This is a genomic window from Pseudomonadota bacterium (assembly GCA_016719885.1).
In the GTDB taxonomy this organism is placed as follows: domain Bacteria; phylum Pseudomonadota; class Gammaproteobacteria.
Genome location: JADJYF010000028.1, coordinates 1 through 16,220, shown reverse-complemented (window position 1 = coordinate 16,220; position 16,220 = coordinate 1). Strand labels below are relative to the sequence as shown.

At 66.9% G+C, this 16,220-nt stretch carries 19 protein-coding genes and 2 pseudogenes; 13 read left to right on the top strand and 8 right to left on the bottom strand.

Translation table 11 applies throughout. The features are described 5' to 3' along the window. Positions 1–87: 87 nt before the first annotated feature. From IPM80_24215 to IPM80_24180, 8 genes and pseudogenes are all read left to right on the top strand, one after another. Positions 88–276, top strand: coding sequence for a DUF2938 family protein (locus IPM80_24215; protein ID MBK8961446.1), 189 nt, complete (start codon positions 88–90; stop codon positions 274–276). A 2,270-nt stretch (positions 277–2,546) separates the two neighbouring features. Continuing rightward, positions 2,547–2,729 (top strand): hypothetical protein, encoded by a 183-nt coding sequence (locus IPM80_24210; protein ID MBK8961445.1) that lies wholly within the window; start codon positions 2,547–2,549, stop codon positions 2,727–2,729. 213 nt (positions 2,730–2,942) lie between these two features. Further along, positions 2,943–3,191 carry a hypothetical protein gene (locus tag IPM80_24205; protein MBK8961444.1) on the top strand — a complete coding sequence of 83 codons (249 nt, stop codon included), beginning with the start codon at positions 2,943–2,945 and terminating at the stop codon, positions 3,189–3,191. After that, complete coding sequence (locus IPM80_24200) at positions 3,191–3,589, top strand: hypothetical protein (GenBank protein MBK8961443.1); 399 nt, start codon at positions 3,191–3,193, stop codon at positions 3,587–3,589. Before IPM80_24205 ends, IPM80_24200 begins: the two co-directional genes overlap by 1 nt. Before the next feature lie 5 nt (positions 3,590–3,594). Then, positions 3,595–3,822, top strand: coding sequence for a hypothetical protein (locus IPM80_24195; GenBank protein MBK8961442.1), 228 nt, complete (start codon positions 3,595–3,597; stop codon positions 3,820–3,822). Continuing rightward, complete coding sequence (locus IPM80_24190) at positions 3,782–4,375, top strand: hypothetical protein (protein MBK8961441.1); 594 nt, start codon at positions 3,782–3,784, stop codon at positions 4,373–4,375. Before IPM80_24195 ends, IPM80_24190 begins: the two co-directional genes overlap by 41 nt. Beyond that, positions 4,372–4,719: a DUF111 family protein gene (locus IPM80_24185; GenBank protein ID MBK8961440.1), complete on the top strand. Its 348-nt coding sequence runs from the start codon at positions 4,372–4,374 to the stop codon at positions 4,717–4,719. The genes IPM80_24190 and IPM80_24185 overlap by 4 nt, the downstream gene beginning before the upstream one ends. A gap of 417 nt (positions 4,720–5,136) precedes the next feature. After that, positions 5,137–6,196, top strand: a pseudogene (locus tag IPM80_24180) (LarC family nickel insertion protein). Here IPM80_24180 and IPM80_24175 read toward each other — a convergent pair. Then, entirely contained in the window at positions 6,132–6,383 is a 252-nt protein-coding gene (locus IPM80_24175) for a hypothetical protein (protein ID MBK8961439.1), read from the bottom strand. The pseudogene IPM80_24180 and the gene IPM80_24175 sit on opposite strands and share 65 nt — an antisense overlap. A gap of 130 nt (positions 6,384–6,513) precedes the next feature. Here IPM80_24175 and IPM80_24170 point away from each other — a divergent pair, with 130 nt between their 5' ends. Beyond that, positions 6,514–7,305 carry an adenine nucleotide alpha hydrolase gene (locus IPM80_24170; GenBank protein ID MBK8961438.1) on the top strand — a complete coding sequence of 264 codons (792 nt, stop codon included), beginning with the start codon at positions 6,514–6,516 and terminating at the stop codon, positions 7,303–7,305. Next, entirely contained in the window at positions 7,302–7,958 is a 657-nt protein-coding gene (larB, locus tag IPM80_24165; GenBank protein MBK8961437.1) for a nickel pincer cofactor biosynthesis protein LarB, read from the top strand. The genes IPM80_24170 and larB overlap by 4 nt, the downstream gene beginning before the upstream one ends. 26 nt (positions 7,959–7,984) lie before the next feature. On the opposite strand, the gene IPM80_24160 is transcribed toward larB, so the two are convergent. Together IPM80_24160 and IPM80_24155 are read right to left on the bottom strand one after the other, a co-directional pair. After that, positions 7,985–8,326: a sulfotransferase domain-containing protein gene (locus tag IPM80_24160; protein ID MBK8961436.1), complete on the bottom strand. Its 342-nt coding sequence runs from the start codon at positions 8,324–8,326 to the stop codon at positions 7,985–7,987. Continuing rightward, on the bottom strand, positions 8,299–8,892 hold the full coding sequence (locus IPM80_24155; GenBank protein ID MBK8961435.1) for a sulfotransferase domain-containing protein: 594 nt from the start codon (positions 8,890–8,892) through the stop codon (positions 8,299–8,301). The genes IPM80_24160 and IPM80_24155 overlap by 28 nt, the downstream gene beginning before the upstream one ends. A gap of 570 nt (positions 8,893–9,462) precedes the next feature. Between IPM80_24155 and IPM80_24150 the strand changes: the two genes are divergently transcribed. After that, complete coding sequence (locus IPM80_24150; GenBank protein ID MBK8961434.1) at positions 9,463–10,011, top strand: PEP-CTERM sorting domain-containing protein; 549 nt, start codon at positions 9,463–9,465, stop codon at positions 10,009–10,011. 128 nt (positions 10,012–10,139) lie between these two features. On the opposite strand, the gene IPM80_24145 is transcribed toward IPM80_24150, so the two are convergent. Further along, entirely contained in the window at positions 10,140–10,670 is a 531-nt protein-coding gene (locus IPM80_24145; GenBank protein ID MBK8961433.1) for a hypothetical protein, read from the bottom strand. Between the two features lie 38 nt (positions 10,671–10,708). Beyond that, on the bottom strand, positions 10,709–11,083 hold the full coding sequence (locus tag IPM80_24140; protein ID MBK8961432.1) for a DUF4440 domain-containing protein: 375 nt from the start codon (positions 11,081–11,083) through the stop codon (positions 10,709–10,711). 247 nt (positions 11,084–11,330) lie between these two features. Here IPM80_24140 and IPM80_24135 point away from each other — a divergent pair, with 247 nt between their 5' ends. Beyond that, complete coding sequence (locus IPM80_24135) at positions 11,331–12,086, top strand: TIGR03619 family F420-dependent LLM class oxidoreductase (GenBank protein MBK8961431.1); 756 nt, start codon at positions 11,331–11,333, stop codon at positions 12,084–12,086. Positions 12,087–12,102: 16 nt separating this feature from the next. Here the strand turns inward: IPM80_24135 and IPM80_24130 are convergent, their stop codons facing one another. The 3 genes and pseudogenes from IPM80_24130 to IPM80_24120 all read right to left on the bottom strand — a co-directional run bounded on the left by IPM80_24130 (position 12,103) and on the right by IPM80_24120 (position 15,487). Beyond that, positions 12,103–12,981 carry an MBL fold metallo-hydrolase gene (locus tag IPM80_24130; GenBank protein MBK8961430.1) on the bottom strand — a complete coding sequence of 293 codons (879 nt, stop codon included), beginning with the start codon at positions 12,979–12,981 and terminating at the stop codon, positions 12,103–12,105. A gap of 30 nt (positions 12,982–13,011) precedes the next feature. After that, positions 13,012–14,648, bottom strand: a pseudogene (locus tag IPM80_24125) (NAD(P)/FAD-dependent oxidoreductase). A 683-nt stretch (positions 14,649–15,331) separates the two neighbouring features. Beyond that, positions 15,332–15,487, bottom strand: a complete 156-nt coding sequence (locus IPM80_24120) for a hypothetical protein (protein MBK8961429.1) — start codon at positions 15,485–15,487, stop codon at positions 15,332–15,334. 31 nt (positions 15,488–15,518) lie between these two features. Here IPM80_24120 and IPM80_24115 point away from each other — a divergent pair, with 31 nt between their 5' ends. Then, positions 15,519–15,710 (top strand): hypothetical protein, encoded by a 192-nt coding sequence (locus IPM80_24115; GenBank protein ID MBK8961428.1) that lies wholly within the window; start codon positions 15,519–15,521, stop codon positions 15,708–15,710. Positions 15,711–16,220 lie beyond the last annotated feature (510 nt).

Sequence of the window (16,220 nt, the reverse complement as noted above, 5' to 3'; positions counted from 1 at the left end):
CGCGCACGGACGATGCCTTGATCATCGCCATGGCCTTGCCGTGACAAGATGCCGCGCCATGTCAGCGACGCGCCACGGGCTGCAATCATGACGTTCGAATTCGTATCCGTGCTCAAGGCGGCGTGCATCGGCATCGGCGGTACGGTGGCGCTCGATCTGTGGGCCGTGGTGCTGAAAGTCAAGCGGGCCGCGCCGGGCACGAACTGGGCCATGGTCGGGCGCTGGCTGGGTCTTCATGCCGCACGGGCGATTCATGACGATGCCATCGCGGCATAGCCGAACCCGTCGACCACGAATTGCGGTTGTCGGTTGGGCGTTTCACTACGCCATCGGCGTGGCCCTGTGGCCTGCCCGGATCGCCACCGCCGGCACCCGCGTGTAGCTGCAATCCCCGTCGCCGTTCGGGCCGGTGGCGGCGCTGGCCCTCGCGCTGCTGGCCCCGCCCCTATTCCGTGATGATGCAGGCCTGGGCCTCGGCATCGCGGGTTCGCGGAACGCCGAGGCGCGCAGCTCACTCGCCGAAATCGGCGGCCGCGCACACGGTGTTCGGTCTCGGCATGTACGCACCGCGCTCGCTGCGGAGCCTGTGCACTGAAGTTGGCGTTCTGCCCGCCTCACTTGCCACGCTGTTGGGCGCGGCCTTGTTGGCAGTCAAGGGTCGCGTACGAAAGCTCGCGGTGGCGCTGATGGCGTCAATAGCCCATGTGACGCTCGGACGAAGCCGCGAAAGACGCCGGGTCATAGCCGTAATGACACGCTTTGCAACCTGGTCGATCGCCAGCGAGTATCGCTCTCGAGTAATCGTCGGCGGCGTTCCAAGCCGCATCTCTGCACGTACGTCTTGGGCGGATCGCCAAACGGCAACGCTTCCTGGAAGTGACGATAGAAGGGTGCCAACTCATGCCAAAGTTCTGCGCCAGCTTGCCCCCAAAGTTGATCAGCTCACAGCGGTCCCACCAAGCCAGTTCTCCATTTTCCTCAGCAGCAGCGCCGGACGAGGCGCAGGTCCGCGGGATGAGCGGCGGTTGGCACCCGCGGCGCACGCGCGGAAGATCGGCCAGGGAACCATTGTGCGCAGGCCAGCTGGGCATCGCGGCCGCACAGGCTGATGGACCCAGGTAGGGCGGCCGAGATCGATCGTCGCGCTGGCGCCGCAGCAGGAATAGATGCTTGGGTTCCACCACCATGCGTTCGGCCGTCCACCGCTGACGGACGGAAAGCGTCGACGCACTTCGTCGACCAGGCTCCAGTGCACTGGCCACCGTGCGCCCGTCCAGCAGTCCACCGTGGCGAGCAAGGCCGGCAAATCAGGCCACACCATCGCAAATGTGCGCGCGCGCGCCACCTGCCAACCAAGTCGAGCATGCCGGCATCGCGTCGCCAAATCACTTCGTCGACATTGCTGGCGGCGCCGGCCAGAAAATCACGTCGAGCCGGACGCACGTCTTCAATCGAACCGAGCCGGCGTGATGGTCACGCAGTCCATCGCAGGTGAGCGGCGCCGCCATCGCGGGTGACCACCGAGATCCCCGAACGGCGTGGTCGGGCCCGCGCGCCGCGCCGCGTAATCGAAAACTTCCAGCGGCGCGGTGGTGGTCGAGGCGTTGCCGCCGGTGAAGGGACACCAGGGCGAGGTGCTGGGGGGCGGGGTGGTGGTGCGTTCATGGGAATTCCGGTCGAGCTGTGAATCGAGGCGCAGTGGCGAAACCGCCCGGAATATGTCACTTTCGCCGAAAGCCCATCAGGCGCGACGCGCCCAAACGCGAAGCATGGGCCGACGCCTGTGGCAGCGCACCGCTCTGCCAGGCGCCCGGTGATGTTCGCAGGGAGAGACGGCGCGTGACCATCCAGTTACCATGACCTTGCGCGGGCGCAGTCCCGCGCCCTGTCAGCCTGGTTCGCTGGCGCGCGTGCGCGGCGCTCTTGCACAAAGGGCCTGGCGTTTCGGTGTCCCCGTGGCGCTTTCTCGAAGCGCGACGCGTGGCGTCGTCCGGTCACGACTCTCGGTGCCGGTGATCCGCGACGGCGACACCTGGGTGGGCGAACAGCTGGGGAGATCGCAGCCTATCTCGACCGCCGTTATCCCGAGCGTCCGCTGCTCTTTCCGTCGCCTTTGCGGCGAAGCCGTACGCCTGGTCGCCGCGTGGCGGCAGCGTGCTGTTCCCGGCCGCGGTGCCCGTCGGTGTGCTGCAGGCTTATCGCCTGCCTGGTCCGGCCTGCCAGCCGTATTTCCGCGCCAGCCGCGAAGCGTGTTCAATGCACAAGCCTCGAAGACGTGCATGCCGACGAGCACCCGGGGCGCGCGCGCCGCCGAGCCTTGCGGATCTTCGACGAGGTGTTGGCCCACCACGACTTCATCGGCGGTGCCGGAGCCGACCTACGCCGATTTCGCTGGTGTTCGGGGATCTTGAAATGGCTGGACATCGTCAGCGCCACGCGCCGCTCACCGCCACCACCCGAGCGGCCAATGGTTCACCCGCCTCAACGAGGCTTACGACGGTTATGCGGGGTCGCGTGCCGCGTCCGCGATTGAATACGCCAAGCGAATGACGGAGCAAGCCCGGAACGAACAATCCACTCGCCGCGAACAGGTACTGCTGGCGGCGACCACCGGCGCCGCCGCGGGCCTCAACTGGCTGACCAGCGACATGGTCGATGCGCTGCTCAGCGGTCACGGCATGCTCAACATCGCCGTCATCAATGCCGCGAAGTCATCGTGCACGAACTGAAACGCGGCATGGACAACAAGCTGCGCTTCGCAAACGCCGCCAGCCAGCCGGTCGACGGAGATCCGGCCCAAGGCCATCAGCGCCGCGGTGCCAGGCCGGTGCGGCGCCCGCCAGCGCCGGCGCTGATCGCGGCGGTGTTGATGTATCTCACCGGCACCAAGGCACGGAGTCGGCATTCCGGCCGGCAATCGCAAGCTCGGCGCCTCGGCGCGCATGCTGGCGGGTGTCGACCGCTCGGGCGTGGCCGCCATCCGACTTCAAGAAGAACAGCAAGGTGTCGGGCTTCGCGGCGGTGATGGCCATCCACCAGGCGTGATGATGGAAGGCAAGCTGTCGCCGATCAGCGGCTACGACATGGTGGTGTCCGGCGGGCCGCTGGTCGGCCACGGGCGTCTCGGCGAGGACATCATCTTTCCGGCCATGGCGGCCAACGGCGCGCGCATCGGCACCAAGGCCGCCTGATGGATTGCATGGCGGGCGCCCGGCATGAAGCCGCAGGCGCTGAACGCTGCGGGTATTCGGCGCCGCGGCAAATCCTCGAAATCATCCACCCGACGCCGACATCGCCGAGGAATACGGCCCGCACGGCGAAGGTCACCACCGCCTGGCTGGCGGGCAAGACCGCGGCCGAGACCGCCGGCCTGCCGCCCAGGCTCACGGTGCGCATCACCGGTCAGGAATACGACACCGGCCAGGTGATCGGCGATCTCGGCCTCATCCTGAAAGACATCGGCGGCCCGTCGGTGATCGGCATCGTGGCCGTCGACGGGATCGTGGGCGTGTTCCGGGGAGGTATCGCCGGTTCGTCGGCCGGGCCGGTGAATCCGCCGCTCGGCCACGTTAATGTACCGACGCGGTGATTGCCATGAAGTGCCTGCTCGAACCGGACGCGACGCCGCAGTCGGTGGCCACGCAGTTGCGCGAACGACGCTTCGGCTTCGCGTTCGACTTCGAGACCTCGATGATTGCCATGAACATCGTCGCCAAGAAGGCCCAACAGTTGAAGGCCGGCGCGGTGACCAACGCCATGGTGCTGGCCTCGGAAGGCGTGCGTGCGCGCGCCGTCTATCGACCTTGCGGCCAAGGCCTATGACGATGATCTCTCCGCGGGCAAGCCGCTCGCGGAGGTCGTCAGTGAACTCGATGCCGAGCGCAAGCAGACCGTTGAGACGCGCGTCAGCGCCTTCCTGTCGCGCATGTCCGGCAAGCAGGTGGCGGTGCGTTTGACCCACATCGGCCCGGGCGCGCGGCGCGGCAGCAAGCTTGCGCGTGAATGGTTTGCTTTCGACGCGCATCTCGATGCCGAGATCACCATCGATGGCGTGACCACCAGGCTGGAACGCTATTCCGACCAGGTCATCCCCGACGTCGCGCTCGGCAAGCGCCCGGACCTTGCGCCGCTGGTGCCGATGGTGGTGCCGCTGGCGAGCGAGATCCTGCTGGCTTCGAATGTCATCATCAATGTCACGGTGCCGGCGGCGGTGGCGGCAACGATGGGCCTGCACACGCCGGAAGAGGCGGGCCTCCTCTGCGCAGCGCGGGCTTCGTATCGTCCGGGCATTCCCGGCTCCAACGTCAATGCCGAAGCGCCGCGCGCTCGCGCTGGACATGATGGCGCTGCAATGAGAAAAGGGCGCGCCTGGTGATGGCCCAGGTCGACGACGTGCCGGGCGAATTGATGGGCGAATTCATCCTGCGCGCCGAAGCGCTGGGCGCGCGCAATGTGCAGGTGGTGCCGAGCATCACCAAGAAGAACCGGCCGGCCTACCTTGTGTATCTCGACGTGCCGGCCGCGCTCGAAAGCGAAGCCGCGCGCCTGCTCGGCGCGGAGCTTGGCTGCTGCAGTTATCGTGTCATCGAAGCCGAGCACCATCGTTTCGACATTGCGCGCACCACCGTGGCGGTGACCGTGCAGCGCGGCGAGCTGAGCTGCGCGCCCGGACGTGCGCATCAAGACCATCGCCGACGGCGCCGAGCGCCCTGCGCGTGAGGCCGAACACGACGACCTCGTGGCCCGCGCGCGATGCTGCGCGATGTTGAACTGCACCTGCCCTGGCGGTGTTGAAGCTGCCATCGAGCCGGCTCGCGCCGATGTCGCCCTTGCCGGCAGCGCTGACCCTGGCCCTGTAAGTTCACCCAGGCGATTATTCAAAGACCATCCCGAGGACTGCACCATGACCCGACGCTTCATGCTTTTTCTGACCCTGGCCGTCAACAGTGCGCTGGCCCACGCGCACGACGGGCTCACACTCGACGGCGCGCTGCACCGTGCGCTGCACGCCATCGGCAGTGAACGCCTGGTGGTGATGGGCGCTGTGATGCTGGCGATTGCCGTCGGCCTCATCGTGCGTCGCGCCATGCGTAACGCGGCGCGCGTCAACACCGCGAAGGCTGAGCGCCGCCCGCCGTGCATCTGCATCTCGATCCGGTCGGCGGTGTGGCCGGCGACATGTTTGTCGCCGCCTTGCTGGACCTGGCCCCGCATCTGGCGCCGGATGCCATCGCCGCGGCGCGCGCCGCCGGGCTCGATGCATCGGTAGCGGTCGAGCATGCGCATGTCGACGACGGCGTCCTGTCCGGCAGCCGTTTCGTCGTGACCCTGCCGGCCGGCGCCGGGGACGACACCATCTCGCCGCGCCGCTGCATGATCACGCGCACCAGCGCGGCGACCACCATGGCAGGCATCGCATCATCTCATCACCAGGAGCGCGGGAAAGCGCGGCGCACGCCGTCACGCATCGGCATGCCCACCTTCACTGGCGCGATCTCCGCGCTCGCTTGCAGGCCATGCCGCTCGCCTCCGTGGTACGCGAACGGGCTGTCCGGATCTTCGCCTTGCTTGCCGAGGCCGAGGCGCGCGTACATGGCAAACCGGTCGAGAGCGTGGCGTTCCACGAAGTCGGTGCGCTCGACTCGGTGGCCGACATCGTCGCCGCTGCATGGTTGATCGATGCACTCTCGACATCCGCAGTTGCTCAGTCGGTCCGCTGCCGCTCGGCAGCGGACGCGTCGTACCGCCCATGGCTTGTTGCCGGTGCCGGCGCCCGCCACCGCCCTGCTGCTGGAAGGCTTGCCGTGCTTCGACGACGGGCGTGCCGGCGAAAGGATCACGCCGACCGGCGCGGCCATCCTGCGTCACCTGGCGCCGAGCGCGGGACTCGGCATGACGCCGCGCGTGTTGAAGGCGAGCGGCCATGGCTTCGGCAGCCGCAGATTCGAAGGCTTGCCCAACGTGCTGCGCGCGCTCGCCTTCGCGGACGTCGCCGCGGCGGACGGCATCGGCATCGACCAGGTGACCACCGCTGTGTTTCGAGGTGGACGACCAGACACCGGAAGATCCCGCGGTCGGGCTCGAGCGTCTGCGTGCCGAGCGTGGTGTCATCGATGTCGTGCAAGGCACGGTCACCGCAAACACGGACGGCAGGCGGCGGCCATACGCGTGCTCGCCACCCCGGCGGCAGGAGTGAAGCGGTGGCCGCGGCTGTTTCCGCGAAACCACCACGCTTCGGTGTCCGCGTCGAGCGCGCGGAACGCCGCGTGCTGGTGCGCGAAAGCGCACACGTCGGCAGACGGCACACGGGTCAAATGGGCGCGACGCGGGGGCGTCGCCAAGGTCAGGTCGAAATGGCCGACATCGCGCAGGCCGGCGACCATGCCCGCGCGAAGCGCAGCGGCGGCGCAGCGTGGAAGGCAGTCTCGACCAGCCCGCATGGTCGCGCGAGGAGCACACACCATGAGCGTCGCCATCGAACGCGAACAATCCGTCATCGACACCACCGATGCCATGGCCCGGCTCACCGCGGTGCTGGAGGCATGCGCGCCGTGCGTGGTGGCGGTCTCGGGCGGTGTCGACAGCCTGACGCTGGCGACCCTCGCCCATCGCGTACTCGGCCAGCGCGCACACATGGTGCATGCCGTGTCACCGGCCGTGCCCGCCGCCGCCACGCAACGCGTGCGCGAACTCGCGACGCGTGAAGGCTGGCAGTTGACGGTGCTGGGCGCCGGTGAATTCGACGATGCGCGTTACCTCGATAACCCGGTCAATCGCTGCTACTTCTGCAAAACCAATTTGTACTCGGCGCTGAAGGGCGCGGTGGCGGGACAGATGGTGTCGGGCACCAACCTCGACGATCTCGACGACTACCGCCCCGGGCTCGACGCGGCGCGCGAAGCCGGTGTGCGCCATCCTTTTGTCGAAGCCGCCATCAGCAAGGCGGGGCTGCGCGCCATCGCCACAACGCTGGCGCTCGGCGACATCGCCGAGCTGCCCGCCGCGCCGTGCCTGTCCAGTCGTGTCGAGACCGGCATCAGGATTGTCGCTCCCGCATTGGGCTTCATCGATGCGGCGGAAAACCTCGTGCGTGAACGCCTGTCGGCGCGCATCGTGCGCTGCCGGCTGCGCCGCGCCGGTATCAGCATCGAACTGGACGCCGATACCCACGCCGGGCTTGGCGTCGCTGAACGCGAGCAACTGTGTCGAACTCGAACGCGCTTGGGCCGCGACCACGAAGTCGAAGGCGCGGTGTCGTTCGCACCCTACAGCCGCGGCAGCGCGTTCCTGCGCGACACGCCATGAGCGCTGAAGACATCAAGCTCGATCTCATGCGTCGCGAGCGTCTCGGTTTCGAAGAGGCGATGTTCTGTGCGCACAAGAGCGTGGCGCAAATCGACGCGGTGCTCGATCGACTCGAAGCGGCAGGGCAGGGCGGTCTGCTGACGCGCCTCGAAGCCGCGCATGCGGCGGCCCTGGATGCGCGCCATCGCGCCTGTCTCGATTACGACCCGCTGTCCCGCACCGCTTTCTATCGCTGCCAGCCGCGCGCCGTGGGCGATGCCGTGGTGGGAGTCGTGACCGCCGGCAGTTCCGATGTGCCGGTCGCGCGTGAAGCGCTGCGCACGCTGACGTATTGTGGTGTGCCGACGCTGTCGGTGTTCGATGTGGGCGTGGCGGGCCTGTGGCGGCTCATGGAGCGAATCGAGGAACTGAGGCGCCTGCCCGTCCTGATCGTCGCCGCCGGCATGGACGCGGCCTTGCCGAGCGTGATCGGCGGTCTTCATGGCGGGCTCATCATCGCGGTGCCGACCTCGGTCGGCTACGGCGTGGCGGCCGGCGGCCACACCGCGCTCAACGCCATACTGGCGTCGTGCGCATCCGGCATCGTGACCGTCAACATCGATAATGGCTACGGCGCGGCCTGCGCGGCGCTGAGGGTCGTGCCACGGTCGTGACGCGCAGCGCGAAGGCGCTTTAACGCTCAGGGCAGCGCACCGCCTGCGTAGAACCAGCGTATGGCGTCCGCATCGTTGCAGATGCTTTCCCCCACCGCGCGCACCTCGGCCGCCAGCGCCGGCGTCATGCCGTCTTCGTGCGCGGCGCCGGCCGCGCCCTTGCGCACCATGGCGCCGGGTTTCAGCAGTGGGATCTCGGTGGTCATGCCGTCGAACTTCACGTCGTGCGTTTTCATCCACGCGAACGAGGTGTACTCGAGGATGCGCGCCCACGCCGCGGCGTCATGGCGGATGCCGAGGAAGTCGGCGATGCGCCGCAGCGAGCCATCGTGATCACGCTTCATGTCGTTGTAATGCAGGAACAGCACGTTCCGCGCGTGTCGCAGCGGCCACCAGGCGGCGAGAAACGCGAACAGTCCGCGATTGAGACTGGCGCCCACCGCCTGGAAGTAAGCCGCCGAAATCGGCGTGCACGATGGCCTCGCGCGGGATCTGCCAGGCTTCCGAACAAGGCGTCGCTGTGTTGTTCGAGGAAGGGCTTCATCGACACCAGCGCTTCCTCGGGGTTACGCATCACCACCACGTAGCGCACGCGCGGGCTGGCGTCGGCGCCGATATACGGCAGCACCGGCGGCGCGCCGTGGGTCTTGAATGCGCGCGGACGCGAGCGCGGCATGGCGGCCACGCGTTCGAGCATTTCCTGGCGCGGCATGCCGGGCCGGGTGACGAGCTCTATCCACGGAACCTCGGCATAGATGTCGGCGAAGTCCGCATCACCGCCGCTCAATAGCTGGTGGACGATGTTCATGGTCCAGGTGGTGCCGCTCTTGGGCGGCACCGCGATGAGGATGTCATCGTCGCGCCACGCGACGTGGGCCTGCATGGAAGGATCGATCCAGGGCGGCGGGCCGCCTGCCTGTGCTGGTGAATTCATGATTTCCGCCCCGGCGTTGCTGATCGAAAGGGATGGTATGCGGCGCCTGATGCGGGACGCAAACCAGCGTCCGGCAGCGCTGCATCTTCCTGCTGAGCCACGGCACGGGAGTGAAAAACGCTGCAAGGCTTCACAGGCCGGCGCGCGTCAAAGAAATTTACATTTGCGTCCGAGTGCTTGAAGCGCTTGTTCCGTGGACATTTATGTTCCAAACGCAGAGCGCGGCGGCGCCCGAGTTGCCAAGCAGTTGGCGTTTCAACGCAGGGCGATTGTCAACAAATTTTACGGCGGCTCGGAGCGCGTCGCCCGGGCTCGGCATATTTCGTGGGAAAAACCGCTGTTTGAGAACCTGGCGCGCTTTATGCCCGGCTTTTCCATAAAACGTCAGCCGACGTGCAATCCGGAGCGATAGACATGAACAAGCGGTACTTGGGTGGCTTCCTGCTGGCAGGGCCCTGGCTTCGGCGAGCGCCTTCGCGGTGCCCGTGTCCTTCACCAAGCTCACCGGCCTGACCGGCGGCTCACCGGCCGGAACGGCCGTATGCCCAGGCGGACCTGTCGGCACTGGGCTTGGGCACCATCGCATCGATCAAGATTTCCGACAACAGTTTTGGCCTGGGCGGTTCAGTAGGACAGTTCAGCGGCTTCGATCTCGATTCCATCAAGCTCTCGACCACCGACTGCAGCGCCGGTGGCGCGGCGTGCGTTGCGGCCCTGGTCGGCTTGTCGGCCTTCGATTTCGCGCTCGGCGTGCAATTCACACCGGGCGCACAGCGTGCACCGGCGGACGCCAAGCTGTTCGGCACCGGGCCGCTCGGCAACACGCTGGATGACTCGGTGGCGACGCTCGGCGCCTTCGATGGCAATTCGACCACGGCGATTCCCGGCGCGGCCGGCTTCATCAGCCTCGGCGACGGTGGCAGCATCGGCTTCAACCTGACGTCCAACGTGTCGACCGCGGGGCTGTTCCTCTACATCGGTGAGGTGGGCGACAACGGCGAAGTGGCGGCTTCCAACGTCGACATCAAAGATACCCGCCTGGTGCCCGAACCGACATCACTCGCGCTGATTGGCGTGGCGCTGTGCGCCGTGGGTCTCGGCCGCCGTCGCGGCGTTTGATGGTCAGCGTAGGGCGGTAGGCGCCAGCGGCGGGCTGCCGGGATTCACGGCGCACAGCGGCGCCGCGTCCCGCGCAAGCCGGTTTGCCCGTCAGGCGCGGGCAAACCGACTCCGTCGTTAAATATGTATCACCGTTGGTCGGCACCCAGTGCCGAAAGCGCGTCGGTATAGGGATGCGTACGCCGTTCGGCGAAGCCATCCACCAACAGGCCGACACCGGCAAAGAACACCAGCGCGATGCCCAGGCCCTGCAGAAAATCACTGCGGCTGGCGAAGCGCAGCACCAGGCCAGTCACGCCGAAGCCCGCCCACATCACAAGGTAGATCTTCCACGCGCCATTGACCTTGGCCATGCGCGCGGTCTCGGCGGCGCGCGCACTCGGCGGATCGCTGTGCAGAGCACTTTCCACCGCCGCCACCTGCGCGGGCGTGCGAAAGCCGACCGTTGCACCGACGGCGGTCATCACCAGGCCCATCAGCAGGAAGGGAATGGCGACGCCGCGCGCGAAGCCGCTGCCGCCGTCGGTGACCAGCCAGCCGCCGAACACCAGCGACAACAGGCCCAGCGGCAGGATGAAGACCAGCGCTTCCACCTTTTCGCCCTGGAAATAAACCTGCGTGGCGTCGAACAATTTCAGCAGCGCGTCCGTGGTGTGCATGGCCTTACCTCGATGTTGTGGGAAAGTGGCAAGGGCGACTACTGCGCGCCCCACGGATGATCGATCACGTACAGCCAGCGACCGTCGGCCTGGCGCCGCACGACTTCGGTGGTCTGGCCGCTCATGTCCAGTGCCTGGCCGTCGCGTCCGGTGCCGCGCAGCGTCCAGCGGTTGCTCAACAGCGCGAGCTCACCCATGCGCACCGCGTAGCGCGTGGTCAGTTCGAAGTCGCCGCCCAGCGCCAGGAAGCCGGCCATCATGTCGCGCACGGCGGCCTTGCCGGTGGTGGTCTTGCCATCGCCTTGCACCAGCGCGGCATGGTCTTCGTAGAGCGCAAGGATGCCTTCGAGATCGCCGGCCTTGAAGCAGGCGCGGAAGGCGTCGTGGGCGGATTCGGGCGGCAGCTCGGTCATGGTGGCAAGTCCTCGGCTAGTCGATGGCGACGGCGAGCATTGCAGCGCACTTGGGCGTCCGGTGAAAGGCCCCGGCCGCGCCGTGACGCGACCCCTCTATAATCCGCGCGCGGCGCCATTGCCCCATTCGCCAGGAGTCGACGATGGATTTCGGTATCAGCATTCCCAACAACCAGGGCATCGCCTCGGTGCGCGCTCGTGAACGTGGCGCTCGAGGCCTGAGCGCGCCGGCTATGCCTCGGTGTGGGTGAGCGAGCATCTCTACCACGCGAGCTATGTCGCGTCGCGTCTCGGCGACCGGCCTTACCACGAAGCGCTGACGGTGCTGACCGCCGCCGCCACCGTCACCGAGCGCGTGCGACTCGGCACCTCGGTGCTGGTGCTGCCCTGGCATCATCCGGCGCGCCTCGCCAAGCAGGTGGCGACGCTCGATCAATTGTCCGGCGGCCGCGTGGTGCTGGGCGTGGGCGTGGCGCAGACCGAAGACGAGTTTGCCAATCTCGGCATTGCCTACGCCACGCGCGGCGCGGTGACCGATGAAGCCATCGACGCGCTGCGCGCGCTATGGAGCGAAGACATTCCCGCCTACCAGGGCAAGCATTTCCAGTTCGCCGGATTGCGCTTCTCGCCCAAGCCGCAGCAGGCACGGCTGCCGATCCTCATTGGCGGCAATTCGGCGCGCGCGCTGCGTCGCGTACGCGAGAAGGGCGACGGCTGGCACGCCATGAGTTTGTCGGTGAACGACGTGCGCGCCGCCATCGCCGGCGCGGCTGGCAAGCCTTGTTCGATACGCATGGTGCTGGAATTCACCGACGCGCCGGGTTCGCGCGCGCTGGACGATCGTCGCACCTTGAAAGGCTCGCCGTCGGAAGTGCTGGAACAGGTGCGCGGCTACGCGCAAGCCGGCGTGGGTGAGATCGTGGTCGATGCGAACACGTCCGATGTCGACGCCGTGCGCGCATGCTATCGGCGCTTCCAGGACGAGGTGGCGGCGAAGCTGTGAGTCGCCGCCGCGCGGCTCATGACTCCAGCGGCAGAAAACGATAAGCCGCACCGCGCCGCTCCACATGCCCGACATGTGGCGCGACGAAATGGCCCGGCACCAGTATCGAGCCGCGCTCGGCGGCCTCGGCGAGGATGCGATGGCGGCTGGCGCGCGCCAGGGCCGGGTCCTCGCAGAAAGAGCTGTTGAGATCCGGCACCGCTATCTGCACCGGGTTGTGGATGGCATCGCCCAAGAAGAACGCCGATTCGCCATCGTGACTCAGGCGCAAACCGATATGGCCGGGCGTGTGGCCCGGTGTCGGTACCACCGTCATGAGTTCATTCAACGCATGCTCGCCTGTCACCATCAGCGCCTGGCCGCTTTCGATGACTGGCAGCACGCTGTCCTGGTAGACCTCGAAGAACAGCGGCGGCTCGCCGGGAATGAGATTCTCGGGTGCGTAGCGCGCGTATTCCTCGCGCGAAAACACGTACTTGGCATTGGGGAAGGTTGGCACCCAGCGCCCATTCTCGAGCCGCGTGTTCCAGCCGACGTGATCGACATGCATGTGGGTGCACAGCACCAGATCGATGTCTTCCGGCGCGAGGCCGGCGGCGGCGAGGCGCTCGAGATAGGGGTTGTTCAACTGGTGGGCAAGCAGGAAGTCCGGCCGCTCCTTGTGATTGCCGAGACAGGTGTCGACCAGCACGTTGAGCTTGCCGTGGCGGATGACGAAGGACTGGAAGATGCACGGCATGCGAAAGCCTTCGATGTCGAAGAACGGCGCGAGCCAGGACGCGTGTTCCGCCAGCATGGCTTGCGTGAGCTCGGGAAAGAATTCACGGCCGTCGAAGTGGACCATGGTTTCTTCGATGCGCAGTACCTCGGCGGCGCCGACGGTGAAGCGGTTCATGCTGGGGGCCTCATGGGTGATGGACGGCCGTCATCCGGCCTTGCTTAATGTGAAACCGCGATAGCCGTCGTCCGCGACTTGCTGGCAGATGTCGCGGTAGGGGCCGACGCCGCCGAGATAGGACACGAAGCGGCGTGGCTTGCCCGGAATATTGGAGCCCATGTACCAGGACTCGACCTTGGTCATGAGGGTCGGCGCCGCCACTTCGCCCACGTGGCGTGTCCATTCTTCTTCGGCGGCGGGCTCGGCTTCAATGAGCGCGACATCGTTGCGGCGCATGTATTCCAGGCAATCGCTGATCCATTCGACATGCTGCTCGATGGAGATCGGCATGTTGCTCAGCACCGACGGGCTGCCGGGGCCGGTGATGGTGAAGAGGTTCGGAAAGCCGTGACTGGCGAGGCCGAGGTAAGTAAGCGGGCCATCGGCCCATTTGTCCTTCAGCGCCATGCCGCCGCGGCCGCGGATGTCGATGTTGAACAGCGCGCCGGTCATGGCATCGAAACCGGTGGCGAACACCAGCATGTCCAGCGGGTAGTCATCGGTGCTGGTGCGTAAGCCTGTTTCGGTGATCTCGATTATCGGTGCGCTGCGCACATCGACCAGCGTGACGTTGTCGCGATTGAAGGTCTCGAAGTAGCGCGTGTCCAGCGGCGGGCGCTTGGTGCCGATGGGGTGATCGCGTGGCGTCAGCAGTTCGCGCGTTCTGGGATCTTTCACCGTCTCGGCAATCTTGCGGCGCACGAAACTCGCCAAGGTCTCGTTGGCGGCTTCGTTGGTGTAGAGATCTTCCCAGGCGTTGAACATGATGGCGAAGCCGCCCTTCTGCCAGTCGGCCTCGTAGATGGCCTCACGCTCCGCATCACTCACATCGAAGGCCGAGCCCGCTTTCATGGCGTAACGCTGGCCAAGGGTCGTGTGAATGATGTTGTCGTGGATCTCGCGGTAGTGAGCCTTGACCTCGTTCCTCTCGGCGTCCGTCATCACGCGGTCGCGGGCCGGAATGCTGTAATTGGGCGTGCGCTGGAACACGTAGAGGTGCGCGGCGCTCTCGGCAATCACCGGAATGGCCTGGATACCGGTGGAGCCGGTGCCAATCACGCCCACCCGTTTGCCGGTGAAATCCACGCCGTCCTTCGGCCAGCGCGCGGTGTGGTGCCACTCACCCTGGAAACATTCGAGACCCTTGAAGTCGGGGATCTCGTAGTCGGACAGGCAACCGACCGCCGTGACGAGATAGCGCGAGCTCAAACGCTCGCCGTTGCTGAGTTGGGTCACCCAGTGTTGCGCGGCTTCGTCGAAGTGCGCCGACAACACCCGCGTGTCGAAAGTGATGTCGCGGCGCAAGTCGAAGCGGTCCGCCACGTGTTGCAGGTAGCGCAGGATCACGGGCTGGTCCGGGTAGCGTCGCGACCAGTTCCAGTCCTGCAACAACTGGTCATCGAAAGGGTAGCGGTACCTCGCTCGGTGAATCGCAGCGCGCACCCGGGTAGCGGTTTCCAGTACCAGGTGCCGCCGACGTCGTCGCCGGCTTCGATGACGCGCGTGGTATAGCCGCGCTTGCGCAGCTGGTAAAGCATGCCGAGACCGGAAAAACCGGCGCCGATGACGACCACGTCGAGCGCGTCGGCGGCGTGGGCCGCCATGGAAGAGGGCGAGGTGGGCATGGGTGTCTTCCTCCGTTGTGCGGGACGGCAATGCCGGGCGCGAGAAGGCTGGGGAAGGACCGGCACGGGTGGGGGCGTCGCCCAGTGCGCCGCGCGCGGACGCAAAGCTACATCCAGCCGCGCGCGAAAATCAGGCAGACGCTGACCGCGTGGTCGGGCAGCGCTGGCCTCGGCATAGCGTTCGAGATTCATGTTGGCGATGCCCGCCAGACATCTGCCACAACCACGCGCAGGGATGATCAGGTGACAGGCCGAGGATGCGATCGGCGGTGACGGTGGCTTCCTCGGCCTCGGCCACGCTGCCGAACGCCAGCGAGCGCGCGAGGAAAACCCCATTCCATCAGGTCGTGGGGCGAAAGCTGGGTGCCACGGCGCAGCACTTGTATGGTTTCACGCTCTCGCCGAGCTCCACCCACACGCGCCCGCGGCACATCAGCACGTCCGGCTGATCGGCGCCGCGCTGCAGCGCCTGTTCGATGGCGGCGCGCGCCGTGTCACCGCGTGCGACCTCGGGATCAGCGGCATGGCGGTCGAGACGCCGTCCATCAGCAGCGCTGCGTACAGGCCTGAGCCAGCGCCGAGTCGGGGTCGAGTTCGGTGGCCCGGCGCGCCAGTTCCATCGCCGCCTGGTTCGCCGCCGGTCCGCGCCCACCATGTAGTCGTGGCGCCACGTTGCGTGAGGCTCAGGCGTCGAGGTTGCCGGTATCGGGCGGCCGGTTTGATGACACCTCAGCGCGGTAGGCTTCGCCGCCCAGCGCGGCAGCCACGTGGCTGGCGATGTCTTCCTGCACGGCGAGGATGTCGGCGATGGTGCGTTCGTAGACCTTGGTCCACGGCACGCGGCCGCTGGCCGTTTCGCAGAACTCGGCGATGACGCAAACGCTCGGCGCTGCGCCGCAGGTTGCCGGTCACCGGGTGGCTGACACCGGGACGGGCGCCGATCTCGGCGACCGTGAAGGCGATCTGGCGCAGGGCGAAGGAATCGGGCGCGGCGTGACCGTCGAGCGCCCAGCGCGACTCAAGGCCGAGATCAATTCGCAGCTCAAGCCGTCGGCGAGATAGGCGTCGTTGCTGTCGCTGGACAGGCTGTCGAAGGGCATGACCGCTATCGGTATGGCCGACTGTCCGTGGCCGGGGCGCGCCGGCGTCGCGCTGACCGCTGCACTGACAGTGGGGGCTTCCAGCGCCGTTGCCGCGCCATCGTCGCGCCGACGCAGCAGCTTCGGCGCCGGTGTCTCACCAACGGACTCAAAACGCACCCAGCAACGCCAGGATGCAGCCGGGCCGGACAGCAGGTTCGCGTGCAACTCTATCCACTCTTGCATGGTGGCGGCCGTCTCTGTGGCGATGAAGCGAAGTGCAGGGCATACGGCGGTGCGGCCGCGGTATCCGCCGCGCGGGTGCAGAGCGCGGGCATGGCCGTTGTTATAAGGGCTAGCTGGGTTTGTTGTGCCACGGCTGCTTTCAGCATACCTTCAGGATTCGGGTCAGGATGGCGCGGGCGGGGCGCCGCCCGCGCCTGCGTTGACCAGCTACCGTTCGGCGATGGCCAAGCGGCGGCAGTGCGCGACG

Excerpts from the sequence above, each read along its gene's own strand:
- IPM80_24215 (MBK8961446.1), top strand. The coding sequence starts at position 88 with ATGACGTTCGAATTCGTATCCGTGCTCAAGGCGGCGTGCATCGGCATC.
- IPM80_24210 (MBK8961445.1), top strand. The coding sequence starts at position 2,547 with ATGACGGAGCAAGCCCGGAACGAACAATCCACTCGCCGCGAACAGGTA.
- IPM80_24205 (MBK8961444.1), top strand. The coding sequence starts at position 2,943 with ATGCTGGCGGGTGTCGACCGCTCGGGCGTGGCCGCCATCCGACTTCAA.
- IPM80_24200 (MBK8961443.1), top strand. The coding sequence starts at position 3,191 with ATGGATTGCATGGCGGGCGCCCGGCATGAAGCCGCAGGCGCTGAACGC.
- IPM80_24195 (MBK8961442.1), top strand. The coding sequence starts at position 3,595 with ATGAAGTGCCTGCTCGAACCGGACGCGACGCCGCAGTCGGTGGCCACG.
- IPM80_24175 (MBK8961439.1), bottom strand. The coding sequence starts at position 6,383 with ATGGTCGCCGGCCTGCGCGATGTCGGCCATTTCGACCTGACCTTGGCG.
- IPM80_24170 (MBK8961438.1), top strand. The coding sequence starts at position 6,514 with ATGGCCCGGCTCACCGCGGTGCTGGAGGCATGCGCGCCGTGCGTGGTG.
- larB (MBK8961437.1), top strand. The coding sequence starts at position 7,302 with ATGAGCGCTGAAGACATCAAGCTCGATCTCATGCGTCGCGAGCGTCTC.
- IPM80_24155 (MBK8961435.1), bottom strand. The coding sequence starts at position 8,892 with ATGAATTCACCAGCACAGGCAGGCGGCCCGCCGCCCTGGATCGATCCT.
- IPM80_24145 (MBK8961433.1), bottom strand. The coding sequence starts at position 10,670 with ATGCACACCACGGACGCGCTGCTGAAATTGTTCGACGCCACGCAGGTT.
- IPM80_24140 (MBK8961432.1), bottom strand. The coding sequence starts at position 11,083 with ATGACCGAGCTGCCGCCCGAATCCGCCCACGACGCCTTCCGCGCCTGC.
- IPM80_24130 (MBK8961430.1), bottom strand. The coding sequence starts at position 12,981 with ATGAACCGCTTCACCGTCGGCGCCGCCGAGGTACTGCGCATCGAAGAA.
- IPM80_24115 (MBK8961428.1), top strand. The coding sequence starts at position 15,519 with ATGACGCAAACGCTCGGCGCTGCGCCGCAGGTTGCCGGTCACCGGGTG.